This is a genomic window from Thalassococcus sp. S3 (genome assembly GCF_004216475.1).
In the GTDB taxonomy this organism is placed as follows: domain Bacteria; phylum Pseudomonadota; class Alphaproteobacteria; order Rhodobacterales; family Rhodobacteraceae.
In genome coordinates this window covers 3128285-3143599 of the sequence record NZ_CP022303.1, presented here as the reverse complement: position 1 = coordinate 3143599, position 15315 = coordinate 3128285, and the positions used below count along the sequence as shown (strand labels likewise).

At 60.1% G+C, this 15315-nt stretch carries 14 protein-coding genes; 10 read left to right on the top strand and 4 right to left on the bottom strand.

Annotated features, from left to right (window positions below; all coding sequences use genetic code 11):
- The first annotated feature begins 71 nt into the window (after positions 1–71).
- Genes CFI11_RS15535 through CFI11_RS15525 form a run of 3 tightly spaced genes read left to right on the top strand, consistent with a single transcriptional unit; the run spans position 72 to position 2427 of the window.
- Positions 72–647, top strand: coding sequence for an RNA polymerase sigma factor (locus CFI11_RS15535; protein ID WP_130407535.1), 576 nt, complete (start codon positions 72–74; stop codon positions 645–647).
- Positions 648–705: 58 nt separating this feature from the next.
- Complete coding sequence (locus CFI11_RS15530; protein WP_130407533.1) at positions 706–1281, top strand: hypothetical protein; 576 nt, start codon at positions 706–708, stop codon at positions 1279–1281.
- Between the two features lie 3 nt (positions 1282–1284).
- Complete coding sequence (locus tag CFI11_RS15525; RefSeq protein WP_130407531.1) at positions 1285–2427, top strand: S8 family serine peptidase; 1143 nt, start codon at positions 1285–1287, stop codon at positions 2425–2427.
- Positions 2428–2479: 52 nt separating this feature from the next.
- Here CFI11_RS15525 and CFI11_RS15520 read toward each other — a convergent pair whose 3' ends face one another.
- Positions 2480–3334 carry a LytTR family DNA-binding domain-containing protein gene (locus CFI11_RS15520; protein WP_130407529.1) on the bottom strand — a complete coding sequence of 285 codons (855 nt, stop codon included), beginning with the start codon at positions 3332–3334 and terminating at the stop codon, positions 2480–2482.
- 49 nt (positions 3335–3383) lie between these two features.
- On the opposite strand from CFI11_RS15520, the gene CFI11_RS15515 reads away from it, so the two are divergent.
- Positions 3384–4277 (top strand): ABC transporter ATP-binding protein, encoded by an 894-nt coding sequence (locus tag CFI11_RS15515; protein WP_130407527.1) that lies wholly within the window; start codon positions 3384–3386, stop codon positions 4275–4277.
- Complete coding sequence (locus CFI11_RS15510; protein ID WP_217358703.1) at positions 4277–5005, top strand: ABC transporter permease; 729 nt, start codon at positions 4277–4279, stop codon at positions 5003–5005. The genes CFI11_RS15515 and CFI11_RS15510 overlap by 1 nt, the downstream gene beginning before the upstream one ends.
- Positions 5006–5207: 202 nt before the next feature.
- Here CFI11_RS15510 and CFI11_RS15505 read toward each other — a convergent pair whose 3' ends face one another.
- On the bottom strand, positions 5208–7052 hold the full coding sequence (locus CFI11_RS15505; protein ID WP_130407523.1) for a sigma-54-dependent Fis family transcriptional regulator: 1845 nt from the start codon (positions 7050–7052) through the stop codon (positions 5208–5210).
- A 190-nt stretch (positions 7053–7242) separates the two neighbouring features.
- On the opposite strand from CFI11_RS15505, the gene CFI11_RS15500 reads away from it, so the two are divergent.
- From CFI11_RS15500 to cynS, 5 genes are read left to right on the top strand one after another with little or no spacing between them, the layout of a single operon-like run.
- Entirely contained in the window at positions 7243–8628 is a 1386-nt protein-coding gene (locus CFI11_RS15500) for a CmpA/NrtA family ABC transporter substrate-binding protein (RefSeq protein ID WP_130407521.1), read from the top strand.
- A gap of 8 nt (positions 8629–8636) precedes the next feature.
- Positions 8637–9461, top strand: a complete 825-nt coding sequence (gene ntrB, locus CFI11_RS15495) for a nitrate ABC transporter permease (protein ID WP_254448931.1) — start codon at positions 8637–8639, stop codon at positions 9459–9461.
- A gap of 10 nt (positions 9462–9471) precedes the next feature.
- On the top strand, positions 9472–10380 hold the full coding sequence (locus CFI11_RS15490; RefSeq protein WP_130407517.1) for an ABC transporter ATP-binding protein: 909 nt from the start codon (positions 9472–9474) through the stop codon (positions 10378–10380).
- A 3-nt stretch (positions 10381–10383) separates the two neighbouring features.
- Positions 10384–10863, top strand: coding sequence for a nuclear transport factor 2 family protein (locus CFI11_RS15485; protein ID WP_174843511.1), 480 nt, complete (start codon positions 10384–10386; stop codon positions 10861–10863).
- Positions 10864–10883: 20 nt separating this feature from the next.
- A complete protein-coding gene (cynS, locus tag CFI11_RS15480) occupies positions 10884–11336 on the top strand; it encodes a cyanase (RefSeq protein ID WP_174843510.1) in 453 nt (150 codons plus the stop codon).
- A 317-nt stretch (positions 11337–11653) separates the two neighbouring features.
- Here the strand turns inward: cynS and CFI11_RS15475 are convergent, their stop codons facing one another.
- A complete protein-coding gene (locus CFI11_RS15475) occupies positions 11654–14113 on the bottom strand; it encodes a calcium-binding protein (protein WP_130407515.1) in 2460 nt (819 codons plus the stop codon).
- Positions 14114–14352: 239 nt separating this feature from the next.
- Positions 14353–15285: an AEC family transporter gene (locus CFI11_RS15470; protein WP_130407513.1), complete on the bottom strand. Its 933-nt coding sequence runs from the start codon at positions 15283–15285 to the stop codon at positions 14353–14355.
- Positions 15286–15315 lie beyond the last annotated feature (30 nt).

Sequence of the window (15315 nt, the reverse complement as noted above, 5' to 3'; positions counted from 1 at the left end):
GCTCGTGCATCGTTTCCTGCACAGGCGATCCTCATTTGAACCTTCGGTTTTGATATGCTTAGCCTCTGCCCATGCCTGATACACAGCGCGCCGAAACCCAATTTCTCAACTCGCCGGATGCCGCCCTTCTGACGCGCGTCGCGGATGGAGACATGACTGCGATGAAAGCGCTTTATATGGCGCATGCCGATGCGGTTGGCCGATTTGTTCGCAGCCGGGTGCATGATGAAGGCGAGGTTGCCGATATCGTGCATGACACCATGCTCAAGGTCTGGCGCGCGGCATCCGGTTTCCAGGGGCGGGCCAGCGTGCGCTCATGGATCCTGACGCTTGCGAGAAACTGCGCCGTCGATCACATCCGAAAACAGTCTCGTATATCCCTTGGCGATGCAGACCAGACCCTTCCCGATGACGCGCCCGATCCGGAAGCGGTCGTCAATGCAACGCAAGAGGCGACGAGACTGCGAACTTGTATCGAAGGCTTGCCAGAGCGCCAGCGAAGCGTGGTTCATCTGGCATTCTACGAGGATCTGACCTTTGCCGAGATTTCGCGCATCGAATCCATTCCCGAAGGCACGGTCAAAAGTCGCATACACCATGCCAAGAAACTCTTGATGCGCTGCCTGAGCCTTGCAGGTCGAAAATGATTTTGAACCATTTGCCGTGCCATACGTCCAAGAGACAAGAACCTAAGGGGAAAGTGCCATGGACCGGTCCGACGGATTAACCGAAGAAGAGCTTCTCGCCCATATTCGTGGCCAAAGCACCCCGGAGCAGGCGGCCCGGATCGAGGCCGCGGCAGACGCCGACCCGGCCTTGCGCGCGGAGCTTTCGGTGATGGCGGGGCTGAAAGACGCGCTGGGGGCGTCCACGGATGGGCCCGATACCCGCATCTTTGGATGGAAACGCCTTGAAGCAGAGATCAAAAGCACGCAGACCGCCGCACCCCGCACGCGAGGGTGGCAGATGATTGCGGCAGCCCTCGGGACCGTCGCGTTGCTGCAAGGCGCCTACATCGCGTTTGTGCCGCAAGGGGGCGGCGCGCCGCTCTTTCGCACGGTCAGCGAAGAGAGTGCCCGGTTCGGTCTTGGCATTGCTTTCGCGCCCTCGGCGTCAGCTGCCGAAATCGAAACGCTTCTGCGCGACACGGGTGCCCGGATCGTCGACGGCCCAAGCGCAATCGGCCTTTATCGCGTGGCATTCCAAACGGAAGAGGCGCGTGCGACAGCACAGTCCGCATTCGATGCCTCCCCCCTGATTGAGCTTGTTGCAGAGGAATAAGTGATGCGCCTGTTGCTTTTGAGCTTGGTTGTCTTTGTCATGGCTGCATGCGCAGCGATCGAGACGGGCCCGAACGCGCAGGCCACTGAAAGCCTTCCCTTCGCGGTCACCGACCCGCAAGAGCTGGTTGTGCTGACAGCAGATCCGCCGCAGGACCTGATCGCGCGTGTTGAGCCGTTGGGCTATGTGGTGCGCGCGGTGCATCCTCTGCCGGATCTGCAAGATACCCTGGTTGTCCTGCGCATTCCCGCGACGCGCACAATTCCAACCGCCATTGAGGAGGTCGAGCGTATCGCGCCGGGCGTCACGGCCGGTGCAAACCATATCTACCGGCTGCAAGCGGTTCGGGCGGTTGATCCGCGTGACTACGCCGCCGGCATGATCAATTGGCCGACAGGCGGTTGCCGCGCGCAGGTTCGCGTTGGCATGATCGACGCAGGCGTGACATCGAACCATCCGGCTCTCGGCAGCGGACGGATCGCGCAACGCAATTTCGTTGAGAGAGCCGCCAATACGCGCCACGGTGACGAGGTCGCGGAACTTCTGATCGGCGAGGGGCGCCTGCGCGACACGACGCTTTTCAGCGCGAATGTCGTGGACCCGGCGCTGGACGGCGGTGATGCCGCCGGTGTTGTCGCGATCCTGCGCGCGGTCGATTGGCTGGCGGCGGAAAACGTGAAGGTAGTGAATTTCAGCCTTGCGGGACCCTATAACAAACTGATGGATCGCGCGTTGAGCCGCGCGGCCCGCGATGGAATGGTCTTCGTGGCTGCGGTCGGGAATGCAGGCCCACGTCATCAACCCCAATATCCCGCCGCTTTTCCTTTTGCCCTGGCCGTCACCGCCGTCGACCGGGACGGCATGATTTTCAGGAACGCGGTCCGCGGTCCGCATGTCGATCTGGCCGCGCCCGGTGTCGATATTCTTTTGTCGATCGGCGACAGGCGTTTTGTGTCCTCAGGCACCTCTCTGGCGGCACCTCACGTGACGATGGTGATCGCGGCAGATCGGTCGATGGCGGCGCTGTCCGCGGAGGGCGTGCGAACGGCATTGGCCACCGGCGCGGAAGATCTGGGACCGAACGGGCACGATCGCACGTTTGGCAATGGTCTCCTTCAGGTGACAGGGGCATGTTCGGCAGGTTGAAAGACCGGCGGTGCCAAGCGATCCGAAAGGCCGATGGCCAAAGATCTCTCTATCATGCCCCTGCCTGCAATGCGGTTTTTAACGCGGCTCGGAAATTGCGTCCTACGGGAACCCTTTGTCCGGTTTGCATAAGCAATTCCGGACCGTTCTTGCCGGTTTCGGTTCGTTCAACAAAGGCCGGGTTTATCCACCATGACCGGTGCACCTGCAGTCCCCCCAGCGGTTCCAGATCATGTACGGCGTCTTTCAGACGCATCAGGATCATCGTGTTTCCCTTGGGCGTGGTGACTTCGACGTAATGATCCTGTGCCTGAACCGCGACGATGTCGTGGCCCAAGTGGTGGGGGAGCTTGCTTTGCAAAAGGGTCGGTGCCACAGCGACGGGTTTCGGGACCGCTTCCAGGTCGTTATCTTCGCGCAGCCGATACTCGATCATCGCGTGGACCGTCAGCGTGACGGCCATCAGCGATGGGGCAACAAACGCTGAAAGTCTGAAGAAACTCAGCGGCTCGGCCCAACCCGGCGCAAATCCTGCTGCCAGCCCTTCACTCAGGTAGATGGCACCGACCACCGGCAGGATCCCGACAAGCCCACTGAGCACCGACACAAGCACCCAGTGAAGGGCATGGGCTTCGGTGAGCCTGTAGGACAGGATAGAAAGGAACGTCATGATCACCGCTGAAAGCGGGACGCACGTCCCCCAATAGATCAGACGCTCGGGAAAGCTCAGACGTTCGAGGGTGAAGTAGGGACCGGCCATGGCCGTCAGTAAAATCGCCGTCGCGACCACAATCCAGAAGATCGGCCTGCTCATCATCCCGTGAAGTTGGCGAAGCGTCAACGACATGGGGCTGCTGTTGGCGAATGTCTTTTCGTCAGCGACGTAATTTGCCTTGGGTCGGGTCATGTCCAACACATACCTGCCGATCAAGAGCAATCAAGTCTCAGGATCATACATGCACTACTCACCGATCGAGGTTCCTCTCAAAGCATCTGGACTGGCCAAACGCTTTGGTGCGGTTCAGGCGGTTTCAAACGTTAACCTGGAGGTCGGGGCAGGCACCGCGCTGGGGTTGCTTGGCCCGAACGGTGCCGGCAAGTCCACAACGCTGTCGATCCTGATGGGATTGCTTGCCCCTGATGCGGGGGAGGCGCGTGTTTTCGGTCATGCGGCCGGCAGCCCCGAAGCGCGGACGCTGACCGGGGCCACGCCACAATCCGCGGGCTTTCCCGCCGAGCTGACGCCCCGTGAGGTGCTGCACTATACCGCCGCCTGCTATGGCACACCGCTCCGGCTTGACGAACTGGTGGATCGGTTCGGCCTCGAAGCACTCGTCGACCGTCGGATCGCAGGGTTCTCGGGCGGGGAAGTGCGCAGGGTTGCACTGGCGCTTGCTTTTGCGGGCTCTCCCAAACTGGTATTTCTGGATGAGCCGACGACGGGGCTCGATACCGCTTCGCAAAAGGGGTTTCGCGAGGTTGCGCGCACCTACGTTGCCGAAGGCGGCGCGTTGGTGCTGACCTCTCATCACTGGGATGAAATCGAGGCGATCTGCGACAGCATCACCTTGATCGACAAGGGTGAGACCGTCCTGAATGCTCATATCGATGATATGCGCGCCCGGACCAAGGCCAAACATCTCAGCTTTGCATTGCCCCGCGACACCGCGCCGCCAGACTGGATGCAGGCCAGGCATGACGGTCAACGCTGGCACGTGGAAACTGCACAAAGCGATGCGGTTCTGCGGCAGATGGTCGAAGAGGCGCTGCCTTTCGATGACCTCGCGCTCGAGCCTTTGGCTCTCGAGGCCTTGATCGAGCACATCCGTCAAGAGGAGGCCCTTCAGTGATGCAGCACCTTGTTGCGGAATGCCGTTTGGTTCTCCTCATCCTCTTTCGTCAGCCCGGTTTCTGGGTGCCGACCGTCTTGTTTCCGGCCATGCTTTACGCCTTTTTTGGCGCGCAGAGCGGGGGTGGCGCGTGGGCCGCGAATGCCATGGCCTCATTTGCCGTTTATGCCGTTGTCGGCGTTGGCTTTTTTCAGTTTGGCGTGAGTGTCGCTCAGGACCGGCAAAACCCATTTTCGACTTGGCAGCGCAGCCTGCCGGGCCATTGGATCAATCAATGGATCGCAGGTATTTTTGCGTCCCTCATCTTCACCATTCTGGCCGTTTCCATGGTGATCGTGACAAGCAAAATCCTGACCGATGTCACGCTGGCCCCGACAGCCTGGGCCCGCTTGATCGCGGTTTGTCTGCTGTCGGCAATTCCAGCGACCACGATGGGCGTCGCGCTGGGCTCTGTCTCTTCGGCACGGGCCGCCGTTCCGGTGGCCAACCTCATCTTTCTGCCACTCGCCTATCTGGGCGGGCTTTGGGTACCGCCCATGCTGATGCCGCCAATGATCGACGCGATATCCCAATGGACACCGACCCGCGCCATGGGAGAGCTTGGCTGGGCCGCGGTCAACGCCACGGCGTGGGAGCCGCGCCACCTGGCACTGTTGCTGGCCTGGACGCTTGCTGCAGCCGCATTGACTTGGGGTGCAAGATGGCGTCGTCATCGGGCGCGATCCTGAGCCGGCAGCGCAGCCTGTTCGATGCGGGCGATTGCTGACCGGACGGCAAATCAAATGCCCCGTTCAGGCAATGGCCAAAGCAGAACCACGGCTGCCTGGCCGCCAGTCAGCGAAAGGGATCCTTGCCTTTAGGGCAGGGTCCTTTCGACTCGTCAAATCGCGGGCGAAAACCGGCATGCGTGGTCTGACTTGGGCTATTCGACTATCTGAATGCTGTCGGTTTGATGCCAAGCGACTTGATCTTGGAATAGACTGTGGTCGGTGCCTCGCCCAGCATTTCGGCAGCGCCTTGTTCGCCCGATACCTTGCCCTTGGCGCGTCTCAGGGCGTTTTCCAGGTTCTTGCGTTCAAGCGCGCGAAGGTCCTTTTTGGTCAGAACGACGTCTGAACCCTGGGTCGCTGTCGGTCCTGACAACTGGAACTCGAACTCAAGTCGTCCGCCCTGTGCAAGAATGGCAGCGCGTTCGATGACATTTTCCAACTCGCGGACGTTACCCGGCCAGCTGTACTGCTTCAGCACGTCGATGTTGGATCGGGACAGACGCGTGCTAGGCAGTCGCAGCCGCCGCGTCGTGCGGTCAAGAAAATGCTTGGCCAGATACGGGATATCCTCTGGCCGAGAGCTGAGCGGCTGGCATTGGATCGAAAAGAGATTGAGCGTGAAATAGAGATCTTGCCGGAACCGACCGGCCCTGACCTCCGCGGCCAGGTCGCGGGATGTCGTTGCCACAACCGAAAGCGAAACAGGTGTCCCGGCGCTGTCACCGGGCCTTTGAAACTGACCGCTTTGCAGAACGTCATAGAGCTTGGCCTGTATGGCCTTGGGCAGGTCCGCGATTTCATCAAGATGCAGAGTGCCGTTATTGGCCAGCATCAGCTTGCCGGTGACGTCGCGGGTTGCGCCGGGAAAGGTGCCGCGCTTGTGGCCGAACAGCTCGCTCTCAAGCGCCTGTCCACCTGTCTTGTCGCAATTGACGCGGACAAGTGGTCGGTGGTGACGGATGCTGGCTTCGTGAATGGCCGATACCGTCAGGCTTTTGCCTGAACCCGGCGGGCCCGACACCAGAACGTGGGCGTTGTTTTTCGCTGCGAGGTCTATCTGCACGTTGAGTGATTTGACCGCGTCGGAGATACCGACCACGCCCGTATGCGACCGTGCGGACCGGATTTCCGTCAGCAGATATTCGTTCTCTTGTTGCAGCTTGACCTTCAGCTCTTCGACCTGTGCCAGCGCTTCCCGCAGTTTCCGCTCATTCTCACGCCGCTCTGTCACGTCCCGAAAGATGACGACGGCCCCGGCCAGAACGTTGTGATCGTAAATGGGGGTCGAAACATACTCGACCATGATGGGCTTGCCGTCCTTGCGCCAGAAGACGTCGTCGTCGACGCGCATGGTCTCGTCCTTGCGGAAAGACGCGTAGATCGGACATTCGTGGGCCGGAAAATGTTCTCCGTTCAGATGCTTGTGGTGAATGATCGAATGCAGCTCTCGCCCCACAAGATCATCCGCGGACCAGCCCAGCATCTCCTGCGCGGCGCGATTGACAAACGTGGCCTGACCTTTCGCATTGATCCCGTAGATGCCTTCGCCTGCCGCTTCCAGGATCAGATGGTTCTGGGCCTCGACCTCGCGAAAGAAATCATAAATGTTCTGCCACTTGGTCAGCCCCGCCCTGTGCTGCGCTTCCATATCCGCAAGACGGTTGCGCTGATCGTGTTCTTTCAGATCAAGGAAACTGAGCAAGACCAGACCCTTGCCATAGTGCACCCCGTAGATCTGCAATTCGAGAGGCGCCCGGCTCTCGCCCTCTAGAACGAGTGTCCGGTCGATGTAGGAACCAAAATGTTCCACGGCTTCAAAGAACACCGATGCTGTCCCGTGATCGGACCGAAGCAGAGCGGAAAAGGCGGCCTCGACCCTCTGTGGGCCAAACATGTTTCGCGCGGATGGATTTGCAGCGACGATCGTGTCCGTCGCCAGGTCGAGCAGAATGGTGGGCAGCGGATGATAGGCGACAAGCGTCTCGGAATCGGGCGTATCAAGCATGACACCAGCCTCGCGCCGCCCTGGCTGGTCGCCATTACGAAAACTCGTAAATTACGAATTTTCGTAGGAGTTGCCGAGAAATTAACCATTTAAAACAAGGGAATGCTCGTTTGCGAGCAATGTGCAGACCATCTAGGCTGCGTGTGTGGCGCGTGTCACGCTTCTGTCAGACGTTCGACAGGAGGTGGCGATGACGATCAAAAGCTTGGGGAACCCGTTTTCGGAAAAGACCGACCTGCGGCACGGTGCGGATTGCGGTTGTGAAGGCTGCATATCCGGTCACGGACACGACAAGGACCACATCGAACCGCATGCGATGACTGCCGACCAGATGATGGAGCGCGCCGTCGAAAGCGCGATTGTCCGCTCCGTCTTTGGCCAGAATGATATCGGGCGCCGGTCGTTCATGGGGATGATAGGGGGGACAACGGCAGCTGCTGCTCTGGCATCTGTGTTTCCCCTGGACGAAGCGAAGGCCGCGATACTCGATGATCTGGGACCGCCCGAAAAGACCGATTTGAACATCGGCTTTGTTCCGATCACCTGCGCGACCCCGATCATCATGGCACAACCGCTTGGCTTTTATGAACGCTATGGGCTCAGCGCGCAGGTTATCAAGACGGCCGGCTGGGCGGTGGCGCGCGACAAATCGTTGTCGGGTGAATATGACGCAAGCCACATGCTGACGCCCATGCCGCTAGCCATGACGCTGGGGGCCGGATCGGTGGCGACGCCCTACATCATGCCCGCTGTTGAGAACATCAATGGCCAGGCCATTGTTTTGTCGAACGAACACCTCGACAAGCGTGATCCGAAGCAATGGAAGGGTTTCACGTTCGGCGTTCCCTTTGAGTATTCGATGCACAACTTCCTGCTGCGATACTACGTGGCGGAGTTCGGGCTCGACCCGGATGTCGATATCCAGATCCGCGTCGTCCCGCCGCCCGAGATGGTCGCCAACCTGCGCGCGGGCAACCTCGACGGGTATCTCTCGCCCGACCCCTTTAACCAGCGGGCCGTCTATGAAGGTATCGGGTTCATCCATATCCTGACCAAGGAGATCTGGGAGGGCCATCCCTGCTGTGCCTTCGCCGCGCCGCTGTCCTTTGCGACGGAATTGCCGAACACGTATGGCGCGCTTTTGAAGTCGATCATCGACGCAACCCAATACGCGTCGAACCCGGAAAACAGGATTGAAATCGCGGAAGCGATCTCTCCCACCAACTACCTCAACCAGCCTGTCACGGTTGTGCAGCAGGTGCTCACGGGGACCTATGCCGATGGCTTGGGCGAGGTGAAGCGCGTGCCGGACCGGATCGACTTTGATCCATTCCCATGGCACTCGATGGGGGTCTGGATCCTGACGCAGATGAAGCGCTGGGGCTATATTGACGGCGACGTGGATTACAAAGCGGTGGCCGAGCAGGTCTATCTTGCTGCCGACGCCAAGAAGGTGATGACCGAGCTGGGTTATGACGCCCCGGATGTCACCTACAAATCCCACACGATCATGGACAAGACCTTCGATCCGGCAGAGCCGGAAGCCTATGTCGACAGTTTTGCGATCAAGAAATGAGAGAGGCGTTGAGCGAAAACAAGAAGGCGGCGCTTTACTCCATCCTCCTTCTTCTGGTCGGCTGCCTGATCTGGGAATTGTCGATCCCCGCGCAGAAGGCCGCGGGTGAATTGACCGAGTACGAGCTTCTGACCGGGGGAGGGCAGCCAAAGGCGGGTGTCCCGCCACCCAGCCAGGTTCTGGGAAAGGCGTGGGAGCAATTGTCCAACCCGTTCTACGACGCGGGCCCCAACGACAAGGGCATTGGCATACAGATCGGTTACTCCATCTACCGCGTGCTGACGGGTTACTTGCTGGCGGCGCTTATTGCGATCCCGTTGGGGTTTCTGATCGGCATGTCGCGTGTGGCATACAAAGCGCTCAACCCTTTCATCCAGGTGCTGCGCCCCATCTCGCCGCTGGCCTGGATGCCGCTGGCGCTGTTTATCATTCAGGACAGCGAGATGAGTGCGATCTTCGTGATTTTCATCTGTTCCATCTGGCCGATGCTCATCAACACAGCCTTTGGCGTGGCGGGCGTGCGCGAAGATTGGGTGAACGTCGCCCGCACACATGAGCTAAGCTCGCTCAAGACGGCGTTTACCGTGATCCTGCCGGCAGCCGCGCCCACGATTGTCACGGGCATGCGCATCTCCATCGGGATTGCCTGGCTTGTGATCGTTGCCGCCGAGATGCTCGTCGGTGGGACGGGTATCGGCTATTACGTCTGGAACGAGTGGAACAACCTCGATCTGACGTCGGTCATCTTTTCCATCCTCATGATTGGCATCGTGGGCATGCTGCTCGATTCCCTCTTCGGGCTGCTGCAACGCATGGTCGCCTACACTGAATAGGAGATCGGATATGGCAAAGCCATTCCTCAGCATCGAGCAGCTTACCCAATGCTATCCGGACGGGCAGGGCGGGACGTTCACGGTTTTCGAGAACGCCAGCTTCGGGATCGAGAAAGGGGAGTTTGTCTGCATTCTTGGTCATTCCGGCTGTGGCAAATCCACCATCATGAACATCCTGGCCGGGCTGTCGGAACCGACAAGCGGCGTGGTCAAGATGGATGGGCAGCACGTCTCGGGCCCGAGCCTGGACCGGGGGGTGGTGTTTCAGAACTATTCGCTTCTCCCGTGGCTCACTGCGCTGAAAAACGTCACCTTTGGCGTGCAGGCGCGCTTTGCCGACTGGGACAAGGCAAAGGTCATCGAACACTCGACGGCCTTTCTTGCCAAGGTCGGGCTGACCGGGGACGCGATCCACCGGAAACCAAGCCAGCTTTCAGGCGGTATGCGGCAGCGGGTGTCAATCGCGCGGGCCTTTGCAAATGAGCCGAAGCTCTTGCTGCTTGACGAGCCCTTTGGCGCTCTTGATGCTCTGACGCGCGGGACCATCCAGGACGAGCTGATCAAGGTCTGGAGCGACACCGATCAGACCGTCTTCATGATCACCCACGACATCGACGAGGCGATCCTTCTCGCGGATCGCATCCTGCTGATGACCAATGGTCCGATGGCACAGGTTGCCGAGAGCGTCGAGATCACCATCCCGCGCCCCCGCAACCGCACCGACATTGTCGAGCACCCGAACTATTATGCGATCCGCAATCATCTTGTGCAGTTCCTCGGGCATCGTTCTGCCGAATTGGCGCGGCAATCGGTGTCGGGGGAGGTCAGCCAGCCCAAGACGGTGCGGATCGACGTCACCGACGCGGCGGAGGGAGAAGAGCCCGAGCCTGCGCCCATCCTCCGCGCCGTGGAAGGTTAGCACATGAACGACATCCCCTCGCGCCCGCCCTTGCCGCCGTTCTCTTACGAAGATGCGGTGCGCAAGGTGCGCATGGCCGAAAACGCATGGAATACCCGCGATCCCGCAAAGGTGGCACTGGCCTACACGCCCGACACGCGCTGGCGCAACCGGTCGGAGTTTTTGAACGGACGTGCAGAGGTCGAAGCCTTCCTGACCCGCAAGTGGGCGGTCGAGAATGGCTATCGGCTGATCAAGGAAATCTGGTCCCACGGAGACAGCCGGATCGCGGTGCGCTTTTGCTATGAGTGGCACGACGAAAGCGGTCAATGGTACCGCGCCCATGGCAATGAAAACTGGGAGTTTGACGCGCTTGGTTTGATGGCCGTGCGCCATGCGTCGATCAACGATGTGCCCATCGATGCGGGCGACCGCAAGTTCCACTGGCCGGAAGGCACCCCGCGCCCAGACCACCACCCCGGACTAACAGAGCTAGACTTGTAAGAATGAAGGACCTTGAGACAATGACGGACATGATGACCAAGGAAGACGTCACAGCGATGATCCTGTCGGCCAAGAAACAGGCCGGTCTGACATGGGAGGAGATCGCGGAGAAGATCGACATGTCACCCATCTGGACGCATTCCGCGGCCATGGGCATGAACGCCTTTCCGGCTGAGAAAGCCGCGCTGATGGTCAAGGTCATGGGCCTGCCACAGGAAGCCGAAGGCGTGCTGGCCGAAAGCCCCACCAAGATCTGGGAGCAGACTGTGCCCACTGATCCGTGTATCTACCGGTTTTACGAGATCGTTGGCGTCTATGGTCCGACGCTCAAGGCGATCATCCAGGAAAAATTCGGCGACGGTATCATGTCCGCGATTGATTTCGACATGTCGGTCACACGGGTCGAGCATCCCAAAGGCGATCGGGTCAAGGTTGAAATGTCGGGTAAGTTCCTGGGCTACAATAGCTGGTAACAGCCCAATCCCGGGATCGTCGCCGAAGAAAGCACGACACCGGCGGTGGCGCTTTCAAAAAATCGTTCTGTTCAAGCCCGATGCCAAGGCTCACAGTGGCTCGTCCTTCCTCTGCAAATATAGCGGCAGACGTCGCCAAGGGAGGAGGGGCCTCTCTTTGATCCGCCGGAATGTCCTTTATCGGACCAACTGCGGCCGCCAGAAGATGGCGCCCGGTGTAGGGTGGGCACCGGTTGTTGTCCGGAGGGATGGGCCGGACATGGGGCATTTGTTCTTCCCAGCATGTTTGCTTCGATCAGAATACAACGTGAAAACGATCAGACGATGATCAGATCGCCTGACAATCCGGTCAGATCAGCCACCCCCGCCAGCACGATCACGTTGCCGCCACCGAAATCAAAGCGGATGTCTGTCCCGGTGTCGGTTGCGAAACGGTCGATGATCTGCGCCGTGTTCAGCGCGCCGGTCCAGAGGGCATCGTCCAATTCCAGCCGGTCGGTTCCCTTTTGGTAGTCAAACACCCGGTCGGCGCCGAAGCCGGGGCCAAATACAAACGTGTCCGCGCCGTCGCCGCCGCCCAGCGTATCGTTACCGGTCCCGCCGATCACCCTGTCATTTCCAAGGCGGGCAAAGATCAGATCATTGCCCATCTCCCCAAGGAACACATCATCGCCGTTGCCGCCCTGGATCGTGTCATTTCCAAAGCCGGCGAACACGGTGTCTGACCCATTGGAACCGCCCTGTCCGTTGTCATTAAAAAGATCGTTGCCTTGGTTCAGCACAATCACGTCGCGCCCGTTGCCGCCAAAGACGGTATCGTTTCCCTCTCCGCCGAACAGCGTGTCAAACCCGTCGCCGCCGAATATCAGATCGTTCCCCAATCGGCCGCGGATCACATCGTTGCCGCCCTCGCCGTAAAAGACATCGTCGCCATTGCCGCCTTCGATCGTGTCATCGCCTTCTCTGGCAAAGACGGTGTCGCGCCCGTTTGGCCCGCCTTGGGGATTGTCGACGAACACATCTGCGCCGGTGCCCAGAAAGGCCAGATCACGGCCATTGCCTCCGTAGACCGTATCGTCTCCCTCTCCGGCATAGATGCGGTCCGCACCATCCCCGGCAAAGATCCGATCCGCGCCCTGTCCGCCAAAGAGCGCGTCATCCCCCAGGCGTCCCAGGATGATGTCGTCGCCATCTTCGCCGTAAAAGACATCGTCCGCGTTGCCGCCTTCGATCGTATCGTTCCCTCGACCACCAAAGACCGTATCCCGGCCCCAATCGCCGCCTTGGCCGTTGTCGATGAAGAGATCGTTGCCATCGCCCAGCAGCGCCCGGTCGCGGCCGTCCCCGCCAAAGACCGTGTCCGCTCCCGCCCCTCCGTTCAGCGTATCGGCTCCGGCCCCTCCACGCAGCAGATCGTTGCCGTCCCCCGCGAAGAAGACCTCGCCGCCGTCGTTGCCCACCAATGTGTCATTGATCTCCTGCCCGAAATAGGCGCCATCCACACCCAGCATCTGGCCCAGGACTGCGTTGACATCCGGAAAGGTCGCATAGACATCCTTGCGCACGATGTCTCCGCCATGCCAGGTCACGCTGAGCGTGCCGTCAGCGCTCAGTGCCAGGCGCGGTGCGGTGGCATCTATGTAGAAAAATTCGCTGACCTCGACCGCGTTTCCGATCTGCCGGCCGTCCGGACCGTAGAGGCGCAGCATGACGGCGTAGAAATCCTGGAAGGATTCGCCCACATTTGGGCGGAAATCGCCATAGGCTAACAGCGTATAGCCGCCCCCCAAAGCCAGCATATCGGACGGATGAAAAACCGCACCATCCCCGGAGCTGGCATCCAGGATCGGCGTGAGTGGCGCGCCGTTGCGGTCCACGATGCGCATCTGCGCCTGATCGGTGCGCGGCCCGTCGTCATCGGCGTCAAGAACCCAGAAGACCAGATTGCGCCCGTCCCCCAGCGATATGGTTTCAGGGGCGCGGTAACGGTCAAAGATGAACCCGGTGCCCGGGGGGCCATAGGTCGGGGTCAGGACCTGGACGGGTCCGGTCGGATTGCCGTTCGCATCGAAGCCCCGGGCCAAGACGGCGTCGATATGCCGGGGCAGATCCGGATCCTGCCACCAGGTCATCAGATAGCCGCCATCTGGCTGCGCGGTCACCTGCGTATTGGGGGTCAGAGTTCGCCCGGCCTGGGCCAGCCCGGTATCGGCATCGGTATGCAGGATTGTGGGGGTGCCGATTCTGGTACCGTCCTCAGCAAAACGATGCGCCTCCAGTGTCCAGTCGGTGCGCACATTCGAACGGGCGACCACGATCACGAAACTGCCATCGGCCAGGGTTTCGATATCCTGGATGCGGTTGTCCTCGGATACCTGTCGGGTGACCTGCACGTTGCGCCCGCCAAAGGCATCGGGCGGTCCCAGCGGTGTGCCATTGGCATCGAAGCGCTGAAAATAGACGTCGAAATACGGGTCGTCGACCCCGTTCTTGTCGGGGCCCTTGCCTTCGAAAGCGACGACAAAGCCGTTGCCGTTTGGGGCCAGAAGCCCGGTCCATTGGGTGTCTTCGGCCTCGTCATTGACCCGGTATTCCTGGATCAGCCGCTGTTGGTCGGCGTTGAACAGCGACAGCCGCACACCGGTAAAACCACCAAAGCCCGGATCAAGTGTGGCATCGTCCCAAACCACGGCCAGATTGCCGTTGGGCAAAGCCAGTATGTCGGGGTGCTCCTGATCGGCGCGGTCTTCAATATTGAGACGAAAATCTGCAAGCATGAAATGCGATCCTCAAAGGTGACGTTTAAAAGCGGCCCTTTCAGGAACAGTGTTCTAAGGGAGGAGGCGGCACCAACCTACCCGAATTTTCGGGGTGCGCGGTGGTTCGCCGGTTCTGTTGGCGAGCCGTCAAATCGACCGAAACTAGGTCTTTGACTGGATCAAGGTCCAGGTAAATGAGGAACGATCCACCTCATCAAAGGCGCTTTTGGGGGATTGCATGCAGGTGGTGACCAGGATCACCCCAGTACGGACAGCCAAAGCCATACGGTAAACACCGAAAGCCCCGTGGCCAGCAGCACCGAAGATGCCGCGACCCGCTTTGCGCGTCCGTAAAGATTGGCGAAGATATAGGCGTTAAAGCCGGGCGCCATGGCGGCGGTCAGGACGCCCGAGCGAAACAGATCCTGCGGCAAGGCCAAGTATCCGCCCAACGCCCAGACAAAGGCGGGATGGACCAGCAATGCGATCGCGCAGACAAAGAAGATCGTCTTCAGATCACCCTCGGGTCGATATTGCACCAGCACACCACCCAGGGCAAAAAGGGCCGCGGGCAAAGCCGCCCGGATCAGAAGCGCCAGCGCATCGTCGACCGCCTGCGGCAGCGTGAAGCCGGACAGATTGACCGCAAAACCCAGAACGATGCCAAGGATAAGGGCGTTGGAGAACATCGCCGTGCCGACCGACCGGACCAGCGCGAGACCGCTTTTGCCCCTGTTGCGCACGATCTCCATCACCGTGATGCCCAGCCCATAGCAAAAAGGAGAGTGCAGCGCGATGATGGCGTAGTTTCCGGTCAGGGCGTCGGCGCCGTAGGCCCGTTCGGTGATGGGCAGACCCAGCAGGACCGAGTTGGAGAAGAGACAACAAAAACCGATGGCGATGCTATCCTCCCAATCGCGCCGAAAGAGGACGCGCGCGCCCATGATGCCCAGCAGAAAGCAGGCGGCCGCGCCGGTATAGAAACTGGCCAGCAAACGGGGATCGAAGCTTGCCGACAGGTCCAGCTTGGCAATCGCGTTAAAGAGAAGGCAGGGGATCGCGAAATGCTGCGTAAAGCGCATCAACCCTTCGACATGGGTTTGTGCGAAGTATCCCGCGCGTGTCGCCGCATAGCCCGCGCCGATCACCAGAAAGACCGGTAGAATGACCTCGATCAGCGTCTGCATGATCTGATCGCTTGAAGCTCCGGCCTTGCGGCA

Coding starts and splice junctions, on each gene's coding strand:
- CFI11_RS15475 (WP_130407515.1), bottom strand. CDS start 14,113: ATGCTTGCAGATTTTCGTCTCAATATTGAAGACCGCGCCGATCAGGAG.
- CFI11_RS15505 (WP_130407523.1), bottom strand. CDS start 7,052: ATGCTTGATACGCCCGATTCCGAGACGCTTGTCGCCTATCATCCGCTG.
- CFI11_RS15520 (WP_130407529.1), bottom strand. CDS start 3,334: ATGACCCGACCCAAGGCAAATTACGTCGCTGACGAAAAGACATTCGCC.
- CFI11_RS15535 (WP_130407535.1), top strand. CDS start 72: ATGCCTGATACACAGCGCGCCGAAACCCAATTTCTCAACTCGCCGGAT.
- CFI11_RS15500 (WP_130407521.1), top strand. CDS start 7,243: ATGACGATCAAAAGCTTGGGGAACCCGTTTTCGGAAAAGACCGACCTG.
- CFI11_RS15490 (WP_130407517.1), top strand. CDS start 9,472: ATGGCAAAGCCATTCCTCAGCATCGAGCAGCTTACCCAATGCTATCCG.
- CFI11_RS15485 (WP_174843511.1), top strand. CDS start 10,384: ATGAACGACATCCCCTCGCGCCCGCCCTTGCCGCCGTTCTCTTACGAA.
- CFI11_RS15525 (WP_130407531.1), top strand. CDS start 1,285: ATGCGCCTGTTGCTTTTGAGCTTGGTTGTCTTTGTCATGGCTGCATGC.
- CFI11_RS15515 (WP_130407527.1), top strand. CDS start 3,384: ATGCACTACTCACCGATCGAGGTTCCTCTCAAAGCATCTGGACTGGCC.
- CFI11_RS15510 (WP_217358703.1), top strand. CDS start 4,277: ATGCAGCACCTTGTTGCGGAATGCCGTTTGGTTCTCCTCATCCTCTTT.
- cynS (WP_174843510.1), top strand. CDS start 10,884: ATGACGGACATGATGACCAAGGAAGACGTCACAGCGATGATCCTGTCG.
- CFI11_RS15530 (WP_130407533.1), top strand. CDS start 706: ATGGACCGGTCCGACGGATTAACCGAAGAAGAGCTTCTCGCCCATATT.